Source organism: Rhodoferax sp. BAB1 (assembly GCF_013334205.1).
Lineage (GTDB): Bacteria > Pseudomonadota > Gammaproteobacteria > Burkholderiales > Burkholderiaceae_C > Hylemonella.
The window spans coordinates 2,544,379-2,559,266 of record NZ_CP054424.1; the positions used below are offsets into that span (position 1 = coordinate 2,544,379).

The 14,888-nt window shown below is 66.2% G+C and carries 12 protein-coding genes; 2 read left to right on the plus strand and 10 right to left on the minus strand.

Translation table 11 applies throughout. The features are described 5' to 3' along the window. Positions 1-120: 120 nt before the first annotated feature. Complete coding sequence (locus HTY51_RS12185) at positions 121-1,818, plus strand: flagellinolysin (RefSeq protein ID WP_174252974.1); 1,698 nt, start codon at positions 121-123, stop codon at positions 1,816-1,818. A 34-nt stretch (positions 1,819-1,852) separates the two neighbouring features. On the opposite strand, the gene HTY51_RS12190 is transcribed toward HTY51_RS12185, so the two are convergent. Beyond that, a complete protein-coding gene (locus HTY51_RS12190) occupies positions 1,853-2,848 on the minus strand; it encodes a quinone oxidoreductase (RefSeq protein WP_174252975.1) in 996 nt (331 codons plus the stop codon). A 117-nt stretch (positions 2,849-2,965) separates the two neighbouring features. Here HTY51_RS12190 and HTY51_RS12195 point away from each other — a divergent pair, with 117 nt between their 5' ends. Then, the gene (locus HTY51_RS12195) at positions 2,966-3,871 is read left to right on the plus strand and encodes a DMT family transporter (protein ID WP_174252976.1); all 906 of its coding nucleotides are present in this window, start codon (positions 2,966-2,968) and stop codon (positions 3,869-3,871) included. Positions 3,872-3,884: 13 nt separating this feature from the next. Here the strand turns inward: HTY51_RS12195 and pstS are convergent, their stop codons facing one another. From pstS to HTY51_RS12240, 9 genes are all read right to left on the minus strand, one after another. After that, positions 3,885-4,940 carry a phosphate ABC transporter substrate-binding protein PstS gene (pstS, locus tag HTY51_RS12200; RefSeq protein WP_254606872.1) on the minus strand — a complete coding sequence of 352 codons (1,056 nt, stop codon included), beginning with the start codon at positions 4,938-4,940 and terminating at the stop codon, positions 3,885-3,887. Between the two features lie 335 nt (positions 4,941-5,275). Next, entirely contained in the window at positions 5,276-6,064 is a 789-nt protein-coding gene (locus tag HTY51_RS12205) for an SDR family oxidoreductase (RefSeq protein WP_174252978.1), read from the minus strand. A 75-nt stretch (positions 6,065-6,139) separates the two neighbouring features. Next, positions 6,140-7,051: a DMT family transporter gene (locus HTY51_RS12210; protein WP_254606873.1), complete on the minus strand. Its 912-nt coding sequence runs from the start codon at positions 7,049-7,051 to the stop codon at positions 6,140-6,142. Positions 7,052-7,061: 10 nt separating this feature from the next. Further along, a complete protein-coding gene (locus HTY51_RS12215) occupies positions 7,062-8,684 on the minus strand; it encodes a gamma-glutamyltransferase family protein (RefSeq protein WP_217448209.1) in 1,623 nt (540 codons plus the stop codon). Between the two features lie 212 nt (positions 8,685-8,896). Next, complete coding sequence (locus HTY51_RS12220) at positions 8,897-9,856, minus strand: tripartite tricarboxylate transporter substrate binding protein (RefSeq protein WP_174252980.1); 960 nt, start codon at positions 9,854-9,856, stop codon at positions 8,897-8,899. An 81-nt stretch (positions 9,857-9,937) separates the two neighbouring features. Next, positions 9,938-11,449: a tripartite tricarboxylate transporter permease gene (locus HTY51_RS12225; protein WP_174252981.1), complete on the minus strand. Its 1,512-nt coding sequence runs from the start codon at positions 11,447-11,449 to the stop codon at positions 9,938-9,940. A gap of 13 nt (positions 11,450-11,462) precedes the next feature. Next, complete coding sequence (locus HTY51_RS12230) at positions 11,463-11,948, minus strand: tripartite tricarboxylate transporter TctB family protein (RefSeq protein WP_174252982.1); 486 nt, start codon at positions 11,946-11,948, stop codon at positions 11,463-11,465. A 211-nt stretch (positions 11,949-12,159) separates the two neighbouring features. Beyond that, positions 12,160-13,950: a GspE/PulE family protein gene (locus tag HTY51_RS12235; RefSeq protein WP_174252983.1), complete on the minus strand. Its 1,791-nt coding sequence runs from the start codon at positions 13,948-13,950 to the stop codon at positions 12,160-12,162. A 7-nt stretch (positions 13,951-13,957) separates the two neighbouring features. Further along, a complete protein-coding gene (locus HTY51_RS12240; RefSeq protein WP_371733811.1) occupies positions 13,958-14,620 on the minus strand; it encodes a spermidine synthase in 663 nt (220 codons plus the stop codon). Positions 14,621-14,888 lie beyond the last annotated feature (268 nt).

Sequence of the window (14,888 nt, forward strand, 5' to 3'; positions counted from 1 at the left end):
AAGGCCCCAGTTTCCGGGCCAGTTGCCGACATCAGTGCAGGGGCGGTCTTTCCTGCGGGCAGACCGTGGTCGGGCCATGGGCCCTGCATCAGACAAGGCAGACGGAAGACAGGCTCCATCATGGGGATGGTCATCAACACAGGCATGCTGTCGCTGACGGCCCAGAGAAATCTGGGGACCAGTCAGTCGGCCTTTGCCACGTCCATCCAGCGGCTGTCCAGCGGGCTGCGCATCAACAGCGCCCGCGACGACGCTGCCGGCCTGGCCATTTCCGAGCGTTTCACCAGCCAGATCCGCGGCCAGAACCAGGCCATCCGCAACGCCAACGACGGCATCTCCATGCTGCAGACCGCCGAGGGCGCAGCCACCACCATCACCGGCAACCTGCAGCGCATCCGCGAGCTGGCGGTGCAGTCGGCCAACGCCACCAACTCGGCCTCCGACCGGCAGTCCCTGCAGCAGGAAGTCAACCAGCTGGCCGCCGAGATCGACCGCATCGGCCGCACCACCGAATTCAATACGCTCAAGGTCTTCGACCAGAGCCGCAACAAGGTGACCGGCCTGAGCAACACCGACCAGGATGCCGTCATCGAAGGCCTGCAGGGCGGCTGGCTGGAAGTGGCCGAGAACATGATCAGCCAGGCCTACGGCATCGCGGGCAAGGGCAATGCCATCAGCATCGAGCTCACCACCTTCACCGATGCCGCCGGCAACACGGCCGCCCGGGTCGTGTCGTCGGTCGGGGCCAGCGGCCCCGGCACGAACATCAGGATGCAGGTCGACATGGCGGACTTCGTGCCGCCCAACCTGCCCGACGGCGGCACCGCCCCCTTCTACAACGACCGCATCATCGCGCACGAGATGGTGCACGCCGTCATGGCCACTGGCGCCAGCTGGGGTGAGCTGGCCAACGACGGCTCGGCCACCTGGTTCCTCGAAGGTGCGGCCGAATTCATCCACGGCGCCGAAGAGCGGGTGCAGGCCGACGGCTCCGTGGCCACGCTGGCCGACGACATCACGGCCTGGGGCAGCGCCAGCGTGGACTATTCGTCGGCCTATGTGGCCGTCCGCTACCTGCACGAAAAGATCCAGGCGGCCGGCGGCAACGGCGTGCAGGACATGCTGGCCTACCTGCACAACACCGCGGGCCAGACCCTGAACGATGCCTTCGTGAATGCCAGCGGCGGCGCCTATGCCAGCCAGGCGGCCTTCGTGGCCGACTTCAACACCAGCAAGGCCGGCTTCCTAGCCAGCTTCGACTTCAGCAATACCGATCCCGGGGCCATCGGCGGCCTGGATGTCGACAACGGCACGACCCAGACCGCCAAGAGCGTGGTGCAGGACTTCGGCAACCGCAGCGGCACCGATGTCCTCGCAGGCTTCACCGAGACCTGGGAAGAGCTGGGCAAGGCCGGCGGCACCGGCAACATCCTGAGCTTCCAGGTCGGTGCCAATGCGGGCCAGACCATAGACACGGCCATCGGCGGCATGAACCTGGGTTCGCTGGGCCTGATGAACGTGGACGTCACTTCGGTCGACAACGCCAGCCTGGCCATGCGCCAGATCGACAAGGCGCTGAACTACGTCAGCGGCACACGCGCCAAGCTGGGCGCGCAGATGTCGCGCTTCGACACCACCGTCCAGAACCTGCAGCTCAGCAGCGAGAACATGTCGGCCAGCCGCTCGCGTGTGATGGACGCCGACTTCGCCAAGGAGACGGCCGCCCTGTCGCGCGCGCAGATCCTGCAGAACGCCGGCACGGCGATGGTGGCGCAGGCCAACCAGATGCCGCGCATGGTGCTGACGCTGCTGCGCTAGAACGCAGTCTTCCGATAATGCAGCAGCGCCCAGCTCACAGCGTCAGGATGGTGCTGCCCGTGGTCTTGCGGGCCTCCAGGTCGCGGTGCGCCTGCTGCACCTGCTCCAGCGGGTAGCGCTGCGCGATGTTGATCTTCACCTTGCCGCTGCCCACCATGGCAAACAGGTCGTCGGCCATGGCCTGCGTGCTCTCGCGTGTGGCGATGTGGGTGAACAGGGTCTGGCGCGTCACGTAGATCGAGCCCTTGGCGGCCAGGCTGCCCGGGGCGAAGGGCGGCACCACGCCCGAGGAGTTGCCGAAGCTGGCCATCAGGCCGAAGGGACGCAGGCAGTCCAGCGACTTGTCCCAGGTGTCCTTGCCCACCGAGTCGTACACCACCTTCACGCCCTTGCCGCCGGTGATCTCCTTCACGCGCGCCTGGAAATCCTCGGTCGCGTAATTGATCACGTGCGCTGCGCCGTTGGCACGGGCGAGTTCGCACTTGGCGGCCGAGCCGGCGGTGCCGATCAGCTGCAGGCCCAGGGCCCGGGCCCACTGGCAGGCGATCAGGCCCACGCCACCGGCAGCCGCATGGAAGAGGATGTGATCGCCGGGTTGCAGCCCTTCGACCGGGCGCGTCTTGTTGAGCAGGTACTGCACGGTCAGGCCCTTGAGCATCATGGCCGCGCCGGTCTCGAAATCAATGTTGTCGGGCAGCTTGCAGACGCACTTGGCCGGCATCACGCGCAGCTCGCAATAGGCGCCGGGCGGCTGGCTGGCATAGGCGGCGCGGTCGCCCACCTTCAGGTGCGTCACGCCCTCGCCCACGGCCTCGACGATGCCCGAGGCCTCCATGCCCAGCTGCAGCGGCATGGGCAGCTGGTAGACACCGGTACGCTGGTAGACGTCGAGGAAGTTCAGGCCGCAGGCCTTGTGGCGGATGCGGATCTCGCCGGGGCCGGGTTCGCCCACCGTCACCTCGACGATCTTCATTTCTTCGGGGCCGCCGTGCTGATTGATGCGCACGGCGCGGGATGTGAACTGGCTCATGGTCTGTCTCCTTGTGTTGCGCAAAATTCTACGTGAGCATACGAGTGCCCGCCGTCAGCAGGGCCAAACGGCCCGGGCGGCAGCGTCCCGGCCGCGGGCTTGTTACAGTGCCAACCCATGCACACCCGCCTCAGCCCCTCCACCGCCCTGCTCCTGACCCTGCCGCCCCTGATGTGGGCCGGCAATGCCGTGGTGGGCCGCATGGTGGGCGAACTGGTGCCGCCCATGATGCTCAACCTGCTGCGCTGGGCGCTGGCCGGCCTGATCCTGCTGCCCCTGGCGGCCTGGGTGCTGAAGCGCGACAGCGGGATGTGGCAACACTGGCGGCGCTTCTCCATGCTGGGCCTGCTCAGCGTGGGCGCCTACAACGCGCTGCAGTACCTGGCGCTCAAGACCTCCTCGCCCATCAACGTCACCCTGGTGGCCGCCAGCATGCCGATCTGGATGCAGCTCATCGGCCGCCTGTTCTTCGCGGCGCCCGTGTCGCGCCGCCAGCTGCTGGGCGCCCTGCTCTCGATCAGCGGCGTGCTGCTGGTGCTCAGCCGCGGCCAGCTGGACACCCTGCTGCAGGTCCAGCTGCTGCCGGGCGACATCTACATCCTGATCGCGTCGATATGCTGGGCTTTCTACAGCTGGATGCTGGCGCGCCCGGGGGGCGAACCGACCACCATCCGCGGCGACTGGGCGGCTTTCCTGCTGGCGCAGATCGTCTTTGGCCTGGCCTGGTCAGGCCTCTTTGCCGCCGGTGAATGGGTGGTGGTGGACCAGCGCATCACCTGGGGCTGGCCCCTGGTCGCGGCCCTGGTCTTCGTGGCCGTGGGACCGGCCCTGCTGGCCTACCGCGCCTGGGGCATCGGCGTGCAACGCGCCGGCCCTACGGTGGCCAGCTTCTTCGGCAACCTCACGCCCCTGCTCGCGGCCCTGATGTCCGCCGCCCTGCTGGGCGAGCTGCCGCAGCTGTACCACGGCGCCGCCTTCGTGCTGATCGTCTGCGGCATCGTGGTGTCGTCGGCGCGGCGCTGAAGGCCGCACCGGTTCAGAATCCCGTGACCTGCATGCCGATCGGGTTGCCGGTCTTGTCCTTGACGGAAGCGATGATCCTGAAGGCCGCCGCCTGCACGCGGGTGGGCAGGCGCACGAAACTGCTCTGCTGCACCAGTTCGTCACCGTGCATGAAGGACCAGGCGAAGAACTTCAGGGCGGGCAGGATGTCCTGCGGCTGGTCGGCCACCAGCGGCACGATGGCGAAAGTACCCATGGTGATAGGCCAGGCACCGCGTCGGTTCATGTTGGTCAGCGTCGTCGTGAAGTTGCCGCTGCTGACCCAGTCGCTGGCCGACAGCGCGGTGCGGAAGCTTTCGCTGGACGGATTCAGGAATTCACCCGTGGCATTGGCCAGCTGCACCGGGGTGAGCTGGTATTCACGCACATAACCGAAGTCGACATAGCTGATGCCTCCCACCGTGTCGCGCACCGCCTTGGAAACCCCCTCGCTGCCTTTGGCCGCGATGAACTGTGCGGGCCATGCGATGCTGCTCTTGACGCCGAACTGCGCCTGCCAGTCCGGATGCACCTTGGCCAGATAGTCGGTGTAGTTGTAGGTGGTACCCGAGCCGTCACTGCGCACGATGACCTTGATGGGCAGATTGGGCAGGGCCAGGCCCGGGTTGAGCTGGGCGATCTCCGGCGCATTCCACTGGCTGAGCTGCCCCATGAAGATGCGCGCCAGCACGTTGCCGTTCAATCGCAGCTGGCCGTCGGCGATCCTGGGCAGGTTCACCACGGGCGTGATGCCCGTGATGGCGATCGGAAATACGAGCAACCCATCCTTCTCCAGCTCGGCGCGTGTCGGTGCGACGTCGGTCGCGCCATACCCCACCTCGCGCGCCTTGATCTTGCGCACGCCGGCCGAAGAGCCTGCCGACTCATAGACCAGCTTGTTGCTGGTGGCCTTCTCATAGGCAGCACCCCAGCTGCGGTAGATCGGCGCCGCGGCGGACGAGCCGGCCCCCGTGAAAGTATCGGCCCAGGCGCTGCAGACGGTCGCGGCCAGCCATGCGGCGGCAAGTGCCAAGGAGATCTTCTGTTTCATCATTCAATTCCATCTATTCATGACATGACCCACCCGGTTCGCGAAACGCGATCGGAATATCACGTCCTCCGCATAGGCACGGTCAGACAGGGATCACAGGGGGTAGTCGGACTGACTGGCAGGACCTGCACAGATCCCGCCAAGGGCGCGGGCGAACTGCGAAAAGCAGATACCCGCCCCTGCATTCTAAGGGAACCAAGGGAAAACCCTTTCCCCCCCGATAAGGCGGAGACACGCCTCTCGCCACTCAGCCGCGCCATCGCAAGGCGCGGCGGGTCACGAAACGGGCTGGAATACCCGCTGATACGGTGCTGGCCGCGCCGGGCTGAACCGGCTCAGTACGTGCCGGGATAGGCGCCACCGTCGGCCAGCACGTTCTGGCCGTTGATGTACCCCCCGTACTGGCTGCACAGGAAGGCGCAGATGGCGCCGAATTCCTCGGGCGTGCCGAAGCGCTGGGCCGGGATGGTCATGCGACGGGCGTTGGCGATGTCCTCGATGGGCTTGCCGGTCTTCTGCGCCGCACCCGCCATGGTGTGCTTGAGGCGGTCGGTATCGAAGGCGCCGGGCAGCAGGTTGTTGATGGTCACGCCCTTGGCCGCGATCTTCGCGTTGCGCGCCACGCCAGCGACGAAGCCCGTCAGGCCGCTGCGCGCACCGTTCGAGAGGCCCAGGATGTCGATCGGCGCCTTCACCGCGCTGGAGGTGATGTTGACGATGCGGCCGTAACCACGCGCGGCCATGCCGTCCACCGTGGCCTTGATGAGTTCGATGGGCGTGAGCATGTTGGCGTCCACCGCCTTGATCCAGGCCTCGCGGTCCCAGTCGCGGAAGTCGCCGGGCGGCGGGCCGCCGGCGTTGGTGACAACGATGTCGAAGTCCTTGCGCTGGGCGAAGATGGCTTCGCGGCCGGCCACGGTGGTGATGTCCACCGGCACGGCGATGACCTGCACCCCCGGGGCTTCGGCCTTGAGGCTGGCCGCTGCAGCATGCAAGGCCTCGGCGCCACGCGCCACGATCACCACGTTGACGCCTTCGCGCGCCAGCGCCTGCGCGCAGCCATAGCCCAGGCCCTTGCTCGCGCCGCCGACCAGCGCCCACTTGCCTTTGATTCCGAGATCCATGATGTTTTCCTGTGAGTAAAAGTCGAATGAGAGAAATGATACGTGGGCGGTCGAGTCCCCGCCGCGGCCAGGCCTTCAGTCGGCGGGCAGGCGCGCGGCCCGGCTGAACACGAAGATGCCGGCCAGCACCAGCGCGGTACCGGCCACCACCCAGCCGGTGAAGGGTTCGCCCAGCAGCCACACGCCCATGAGGATGGTGGACATGGGGCCCACCATGCCGGCCTGCGCCGCCGCGCCGGCACCAATGCGCTCCACCGCCATCATGACCAGCAGCACCGGCACCGCCGTGCAGGCCGTGGCATTGAGCAGGGAGAGCCAGAGCACCTCGGGTGCCACCTGCGCCGCCGACAGCGGGCGCAGCAGCACGAACTGCAAAAGGCAGAGCCCGCAGGCCACACTGGTCGCCAGCCCGACCAGGCGCAGCGAACCCAGGCGCTGCACCAGTTCGCCGCTGTAGCTCAGATAGATGGAATAACTGACGGCGCTCAGGAACACGAGCAGCGAACCCCAGGCCACGTCGGCACCGGCCAGCGTGGCCTCGCGGCCGAACACCAGCAGCACACCCAGATAGCTGATCCCCATGCCCACCGCCTGCAGACGGCTGATGCGCCGGCCATAGAGCAGGAAACCGAGCAGCAGCACGATGGTGGGCGTGAGGTAGAGGATGAGCCGCTCCAGCGAAGCCGTGATCCAGGCCAGCCCCGCGAAGTCCAGGAAGCTGGCCAGGTAATAACCGCAGAAGCCCAGGCCCAGCACGCCCAGCCAGTCGCGCCGGGTCAACGCCGCCCTGCCCCGGCTGGCCCACACCGCCATGGCCAGGAACAGCGGCAAGGCAAACAGCATGCGGTACATGATGAGCGTGACCGCATCGACCCCGTAGCGGTAGGCCAGCTTGACGATGATCGCCTTGCCGCTGAAGGCGATGGCACCCACCACCGCGAACAGCAGGCCGAATGCTATATTTTTAGTAGCGTCTGGCGCTGTCACGAAAGCAGGCTCAGAAACCGGCCGCCTGGCCGTCGCGGCGCGGGTCACTCGCCGCCACATACCCTTCGACCTTGGGATCGCCCGCGCGCCAGATGAACTGGCCGGCGCCGAAGTCCTGGTAGGAGTCGTTGATCACTTCCATGCGGTGGCCGCGCGCCGACAGGCCCTGCACCGTGGCCGGGTTCATCGTGGCTTCGACGTTGATCTCGAAGCCCGCGTTGTAGCGCCAGCGCGGCGCATCGCAGGCGGTCTGCGGGTTCTGGCCGTAGTCCAGCATGCGCACCAGGGTCTGCAGGTGTCCCTGGGGCTGCATATTGCCGCCCATCACGCCGAAGCTCATGACCGGCTGGCCGTCCTTCGTGAGGAAGGCCGGGATGATGGTGTGGATGGGGCGCTTGCCCGGTGCCACGAGGTTGGCCGTGTTGTTGCCGGCCGGGTCCACGTTGAAACCGTGGCCGCGGTTCTGCAGGCTGATGCCGAAGGTCGGCTCCACACAGCCCGAGCCGAAGCCCATGAAGTTGCTCTGGATGAAGCTGATCATCATGCCGTTCTCGTCGGCCGCCGTCAGGTAGATGGTGCCGCCCTTGACCGGGTTGCCGGCCTTGAAGTCCTGCGCCTTGTTCATGTCGATGAGTTTGGCGCGGCTGGCCAGGTAGGCGTCGTCCAGCATCTGCTCGGGCGTCACGTGCATGGCCGAGGGCTCGGCCACGTAGCGGTAGACGTCGGCGAAGGCCAGCTTCATGGCCTCGATCTGCAGGTGCTGCGAGTCCACGCTGTCCACGGGCAGGCTGCCCAGGTCGAACTTGTCCAGGATGCCCAGCGCCATCTGCGCGGCGATGCCCTGCCCGTTGGGCGGGATCTCGTGCAGGGTGTGGCCACGGTAGTTCTTGGCCAGGGGCTGCACCCACTCGGGCTGGTAGGCGGCCAGGTCGCTGGCCTTCAGGACGCCGCCGCACTCGGCAGCGAAGCTGGCCAGGGCCTGGGCGATCTCGCCGCGGTAATAGGCTTCGCCCTTGGTCTGGGCGATGGCGCGCAGCGCGCGCGCGGCGGCCTTGAACTGGAACAGCTCGCCAACATTCGGCGCCCGGCCCCAGGGCAGGAAGCTCTGGGCAAAACCCGGCACGCTCTTGAGTTCGGGCGTGGCGGCGGCCCATTTCTGCTGCACCACCACAGGAATCAGGTAACCGCGCTCGGCGATCTCGATGGCCGGCGCCAGCAGGTCCGCAAAAGGCAGCTTGCCGAAACGATCGCTCAAGGCCACCCAGCCGGCCACGGCGCCGGGCACGGTGACGGAATCGATGCCTCGTTTGGGCGGCATCTTCGCGCCGTCGCCGTACTTGGAACGGAAGTACTCGGGTGTCCAGCCCTGCGGCGCGCGGCCCGAGGCATTGAGGCCGTGCAGTTCCTTGCCGTCCCAGAGGATGGCAAAGGCGTCACTGCCCAGGCCGTTGCTGACCGGCTCGCAGATCATCATCGCCGCCGCCGCGGCAATGGCCGCGTCCACCGCGTTGCCGCCGTTTTGCAGCATGCGCAGACCAGCCTGCGCGGCCAGCGGGTGCGAGGTGGAGACGACGTTGCGCGCGAAGACGGGCAGGCGGGTGCTGGTGTAGGGGGTGCTGTAGTTGAAGTTCATGAATCAGGATCTCGTCACTTTGAATCTGTCGTTTGCCAAATTGCTAAAGCGGGGACGCCGTGGAACCGGCCTCGCCGGGCCACTGGCGTCATCCCCCTGCGGGGCTGAGGGCCGCGGCTCCAAGCCTGCCTGCGCAGGCTTGGACGACCCGAAGAGCTTTCGCCTCTGGCGAAGGCTCCGAGGCGCCCCTCGAGGCGCCTCAGGCGGCTTCATTAATCCGCAGTAATTTTGCGCTCGGTGATGACTTTCTTCCACTTGGCGGATTCGGAGCGCACCACCGTGGCGAAAGCCTGCGGGGTGCCACCCGTCGTTTCGGCCCCCAGGCGGGCAAAGCGCTCCTTCAGCTCGGGCTCGGCCAGCGCGGCATTCACCGCCTGGTTGACACGGGCCACGATCTCCGGCGACAGGCCACGCGGTCCAAAGACACCGAACCAGGTGACGGACTCGAAACCAGGCAAGACCTCGGACACCGCCGGCAGTTCGGGAGCCAGCGCGCTGCGCTTGGGGCTGGTCACGGCCAGCGCGCGCAATTTGCCGTCGCGCACATGGGGCATGCCCGACACGATGGAATCGAACAGCACGTCCACCTTGCCGCTGATCAGGTCAGCGATCGAGAGGCCGGTGCCCCGGTAGGGAATGTGCACGAGGAAGGTGCCCGACTGCGCCTTGAAGTTCTCGGTGGACAGGTTGGAGATGGTGCCGTTGCCGCTGGAGGCGTAGTTCAACCGCCCGGGGTTCTTGCGCGCATGGTCGATGAATTCGCGCAGGTTCTTCGCCGGCGAACTCAGGGGCACCAGGATCACCTGCGGCGAACTGGCCACGTAGACGATGGGCGTGAAATCGGTCTCGGCGTTGTAGGGGATCCGGGGGTTGATGGCCGGGCCGATGCTGTGGGTGCTCGAGGTGGTGAGCAGCAGGGTGTAGCCGTCGGGCGCGGCCTGGGCACCGGCCAGCGCGCCGATGGTGCCACCGGCCCCGGGCTTGTTGTCGACCACGATGGACTGGCCCAGCTTCTTGCTGAGCTCCTGCGAGAGAGCGCGCGCGAGGATGTCGGTGGCGCCGCCCGCGGGGAAAGGCACGACCAGGCGCAGCGGCTTGGCCGGCCAGGTCTGCGCCGAGACCGACAGGCTCAGGCCGACGGCCAGCAGGCCGAGCAGGGTTTTGAATTTCATCGGGGTCTCTCCTCTGTAGGGCTACCGAAAAGGCAAGAACGGCACCCATGGGTGCCGTTCTGGTCGGGGCATGGCAGGAACTCAGTCTTCGACGAAGGCTTCCTCGCGCTTGGACTTGATCGCCGGCAGCATCACGATCACCAGCAGCAGCAGGGCCAGGGCCAGCAGCGAAGCCGAGATCGGACGCGTCACCAGCACGCTCCAGTCGCCCCGCGACAGCAGCAGGGCGCGGCGCAGGTTCTCTTCCATCATCGGGCCCAGGATGAAACCCAGCAGCAGCGGAGCCGGCTCGACGCCCACCTTGAAGAAGATGGTTCCGACGACACCGAACATGGCCACCATCCAGATGTCCCAGGTGTTGTTGTTCGTGGAATACACACCAACCGCGCAGAACAGCACGATGGCCGGGAACAGCCAGCGGTAGGGCACGGTCAGCAGCTTGATCCAGATGCCGATCAGCGGCAGGTTCAGCACCACCAGCATCAGGTTGCCGATCCACATGGATGCGATCAGGCCCCAGAACAGCTCGGGGTTGCTGGTCATCACCTGCGGGCCGGGCTGGATGTTGTGGATGGTCATGGCACCGACCATCAGCGCCATCACGGCATTGGGCGGAATGCCCAGCGTCAGCAGCGGGATGAAGGAGGTCTGGGAACCGGCATTGTTGGCCGACTCGGGCGCGGCCACGCCGCGGATATTGCCCTGGCCGAAGGGCACTTCGCCTTTCTTGAGCTTGGTCTTCTTCTCGATGGTGTAGGCCGCAAAGGCCGACAGCAGCGCACCACCGCCGGGCAGGATGCCCAGGATCGAACCGATGGTCGTGCCGCGCAGCACAGCCGGGGCCATGCGCTTGAAGTCCTCGAGCGAGGGGTAGAGGTGGGTCACCTTGGCCGTGAAGACCTCGCGATGTTCTTCGGGCATCGACAGGTTCTTGATGATCTCGCCGTAGCCGAACACGCCCATGGCGATCACGATGAAGCCCAGGCCGTCGGTCAGTTCCGGGATGTCGAAGGAGTAACGCGCCACACCCGAGTTCACGTCGGTGCCGATCAGGCCCAGCAGCAGGCCCAGCACGATCATGGCGATGGCCTTGAGCAGCGAGCCGGAAGCCAGCACCACGGCGCCGACCAGACCCGCCACCATCAGCGAGAAATACTCGGCCGGGCCGAACTTGAAGGCCACCTCGGTCAGCGGCAGGGCAAAACCCGCCAGGATCAGGGTGCCGACGCAGCCGGCGAAGAAGGAGCCCAGGCCGGCAGCAGCCAGCGCCGGACCGGCACGGCCCTTGCGGGCCATCTGGTAGCCGTCGATGATGGTCACCACCGAGGACGACTCACCCGGCAGGTTGACCAGGATGGCCGTGGTGGAGCCGCCGTACTGGGCGCCGTAGTAGATACCGGCCAGCATGATCAGCGCGGCCACCGGGGGCAGCGCATAAGTGGCCGGCAGCAGCATGGAGATGGTGGCGATCGGGCCAACACCCGGCAACACGCCGATCAGGGTGCCCAGCAGCACGCCAATGAAGCAGTACAGCAGGTTCTGGAACGTGAAAGCCACGCCAAAACCCAGGGACAGATGGTCAAGGAGTTCCATTTTTTTGTCTTTCTCAGCCGGTGATGAAGGCAGGCCAGATCTGGAACTGCAGATTGAGCAATTTCACGAAGGCGCCATAACTGATGATGGCCAGGATGGTGGCCAGGATCAGCACGCTCTTGAGCCGGAACTGCTTGTCGGCCAGGCTGGCCACGATGGTCAGGCCATAGATGCCGACCACCAGACCCATGGCGGGAATACCGAGCTTGGGCAGACCGCCGAGCAGGATGCCGAACAGCACGTTGGCACCGATGATGCAGGCCAGGGGACGCAGGGCCACCTTGCCCATCCTGGCCCCCTCCTTGCCTGCCATGCCCTTGAGCATGATGATGCCGCCCAGGATGGTCAGGATCACGCCCAGGCCCAGCGGGAAGTAACCGGGACCCATACGGGCACCGGTACCGATGTTGTAGTTGGTCGCACCGATGGCGAAAGCCAGACCCACGGCGGCAAACAGCACGCCCGCGAAAAAGTCCTCTTCACTCTTGATGAATTTCACAAACAGTCTCCTACGGGTCGAAAGCCCGAAACACAGGCGATTCTGCCCCGGAAAACATCTGTTGCTGAATGTGGGTTTCACCTATCCGGGCCGGCAGAACATGTGGACTCCACCTATCCCCACACGGTATTCAGAACCAGCGCTCCGGGAATACCCTAGGTTCTCCGGCAGCGACGCGCCATCGTGGGGCAAGGCCCTGACACGGGCTGTCTCAGCTCAGGGGCGGTGTGGCACCCAGCACTTCATCGATGACCGTCAGGCCCTCGGCCACGCGCAGGGCACCGGCCAGGCGCAAGGGCCGCATGCCGTCGGCCACCGCCTGGCGCTTGAGCGCGTCAATGTTGGGCTCCTTGCTGACCCTGTCCTTGAAGGCTTCGGAAATGACCAGCAGCTCGTACAGGCCCATGCGTCCCTGGAAACCCGTCATGCGGCAGTCAACGCAACCCACCGGCTTGAAGGGCTTGTAGCCGCCGCTGATGTTCCAGGGTTTCACCATCTCGGCCAGGTGCTCGCGCGTGGCGGCCTCGTCGCGTTGCTTGCATTGCGCGCACAGTGTGCGCACCAGACGCTGCGCCAGCACGCCCAGCACGGTGGCATTGAGCAGGTAGGGCGGGATGCCCAGTTCCATCAGGCGCGTGATGGCCGAAGGCGCATCGTTGGTGTGCAGGGTGGAGAAGACCAGGTGGCCGGTCAGCGCAGCCTGCACCGCCATCTCGGCGGTTTCCAGGTCGCGGATTTCGCCCACCATGATGATGTCCGGGTCCTGCCGCATCAGGGCGCGCAGGCCCTCGGGGAAACCGAAGTCCAGCTGCGGCTGCACCTGGGTCTGGTTGAAGGCCGGCTCGATCATTTCGATCGGGTCCTCCACCGTGCTGACGTTGACCTCTTCCGTCGCCACCCGCTTCAGGGTGGAGTACAGCGTGGTGGTCTTGCCCGAACCCGTGGGGCCGGTCACCAGGATGATGCCGTGCGGGCGCTTGACCAGCGACTCCCAGCGCTGCGCGTCGTGCGGTGAGAAGCCCAGCTCGGCCAGGTCCTTGACCGTGGTGTCCGGGTCGAAGATACGCATCACCATCTTCTCGCCGAAGGCCGTGGGCAGGGTGGAGATACGCATTTCCACCTCGTCGCCGCCGGGGTTGCGTGTCTTGATGCGGCCGTCCTGCGGCCGGCGTTTCTCGATCACGTCCATGCGCCCCAGCAGCTTGATGCGCGCCGTCATGGCGGTGAGCACACCCATGGGCATCTGGTAGACCGGGTGCAGCACGCCGTCGATGCGGAAACGGATCACGCCCTGCTCGCGCCGCGGCTCCAGGTGGATGTCGCTGGCGCGCTGGTCGAAGGCGTACTGCCACAGCCAGTCCACCACCTGCACCACGCTCTGGTCATTGGCGTCGAGCTGCTTGTTGCTCTTGCCCAGTTCCACCAGCTGCTCGAAGCTGGCGCCCGTGTTGCCGCTGCCCGACTTCATGGCAGAACGCACCGACTTGGCCAGGGCAAAGAACTCGGCCGTGTAACGCGTGATCTCACCCGGGCTGGCCATCACCCGGCGCACGCTGCGGCGGGTCTGGCGCTCCACCTCGCCCACCCAGTCGGTGATGTAGGGCTCGGCCGTGGCCACTACCACCTCATTGGGCAGCACCTGCACCGGCAGCACCTTGTGGCGCTCGGCATAGGCTGCGCTCATGGTGTCGGCCACCTTGCCCACGTCCACCTTGAGCGGATCGATGCGCAGATAGTCCAGGCCGGCACGACCGGCCAGCCACTGCGTAAGGCTTTCCACGTCCAGCGGCTTGTGATCGACGGCACGGCGGATCGAGACGCTGGCCAGGCGCAGCAGCGGGTGCTGGGCGCTTTCGGCCTGCGAACAACGCGCGATGGTGCGCTGTGCCTCGTCATCGGCAATCACGCCGTCGGCCAGCAGCCACTCGACCAGGCGGCGCCAGTCGACCGGCCCCACGTGCTCGGACTTGGACAGGCTCTTGAGTTTGGGCTGGGCGCTCATGGATGGTTTACAGATCGACTATCGGTTTGAAGCCGCGCAGCCACTTGGTGGCGGGCAAGTCCCACTGAGTCTGGATGATTTCGGCCCGCTCGGCAAGCACGGCACGCTTGGGACGTGAGGGCGTGCGCTGGGCCAGCACCACGGTGTTGCCTTCGCGCGTCGCCTTGAAGGCCCAGACCGCCTCGCGGCCGAAGGCGCTGGCGATCTTGTCCACGCTCCTGGCATAGCTGGAAGAGCGGCCGAAGAGGTTGACCGTCATGCAGCCCTCCTCAGTCAACAGTCGCCGGCAATGGGCGTAGAACTCGGCACTGTCGAGCACGGGCGCGGCCGCCTCGTGGTCGTACAGATCCACCTGCAGCGCGTCCACGGTACCGAACCACTCGGGTTTCTGGATTTCCTGCGCCGCATCGGCCAGGATGACCTGCATCCTTGCCGTATCCGCCGGCAGCTTGAACCAGCCGCGGCAGGCGGCCAGCACCTGCGGATTGAGTTCGATGGCCGTGGTCTTCATGCGCAGCAACTTGGCGCAGAACTTGGTCAGCGAACCAGCGCCCAGGCCCAGCTGCACGGCCTGGCGCTTCGGGACGGAGGCCGGCTCCACGAACAGCAGCCAGGCCATCATGCGCTGGATGTATTCGTGCACCAGGCGCGTCGGGTCCCGGGTGTCCATGGAGCCCTGGATCCAGATCGAATCCAGGTGGAGATGACGGATGGGGCCTTCGTCAGAGAACTGGACTTCGGGGAGGGGGGGTGCTTCTTGGTCAAGGTGTTGGGATTATCGCTTTCGTTTTTTGCCGGCAGTTGGTGGTTTTGACTGGCGTCGCCTGGTCTATCCCCCACTCATCCCCCCGCCCTTCTCTACCCCCGCCGGGGTAGAGAAGGGGGCCTGGATTTGACTTGGGCGCGCCGGCTACGCTTCTAAGGTGCGTGAGGTCACA

What these genes read in the sequence shown, in the direction of transcription:
- HTY51_RS12185 (WP_174252974.1), top strand. Translation starts at nt 121, where the DNA reads ATGGGGATGGTCATCAACACAGGCATGCTGTCGCTGACGGCCCAGAGA.
- HTY51_RS12190 (WP_174252975.1), bottom strand. Translation starts at nt 2,848, where the DNA reads ATGAGCCAGTTCACATCCCGCGCCGTGCGCATCAATCAGCACGGCGGC.
- HTY51_RS12195 (WP_174252976.1), top strand. Translation starts at nt 2,966, where the DNA reads ATGCACACCCGCCTCAGCCCCTCCACCGCCCTGCTCCTGACCCTGCCG.
- pstS (WP_254606872.1), bottom strand. Translation starts at nt 4,940, where the DNA reads ATGAAACAGAAGATCTCCTTGGCACTTGCCGCCGCATGGCTGGCCGCG.
- HTY51_RS12205 (WP_174252978.1), bottom strand. Translation starts at nt 6,064, where the DNA reads ATGGATCTCGGAATCAAAGGCAAGTGGGCGCTGGTCGGCGGCGCGAGC.
- HTY51_RS12215 (WP_217448209.1), bottom strand. Translation starts at nt 8,684, where the DNA reads ATGAACTTCAACTACAGCACCCCCTACACCAGCACCCGCCTGCCCGTC.
- HTY51_RS12220 (WP_174252980.1), bottom strand. Translation starts at nt 9,856, where the DNA reads ATGAAATTCAAAACCCTGCTCGGCCTGCTGGCCGTCGGCCTGAGCCTG.
- HTY51_RS12225 (WP_174252981.1), bottom strand. Translation starts at nt 11,449, where the DNA reads ATGGAACTCCTTGACCATCTGTCCCTGGGTTTTGGCGTGGCTTTCACG.
- HTY51_RS12235 (WP_174252983.1), bottom strand. Translation starts at nt 13,950, where the DNA reads ATGAGCGCCCAGCCCAAACTCAAGAGCCTGTCCAAGTCCGAGCACGTG.
- HTY51_RS12240 (WP_371733811.1), bottom strand. Translation starts at nt 14,620, where the DNA reads ATGGACACCCGGGACCCGACGCGCCTGGTGCACGAATACATCCAGCGC.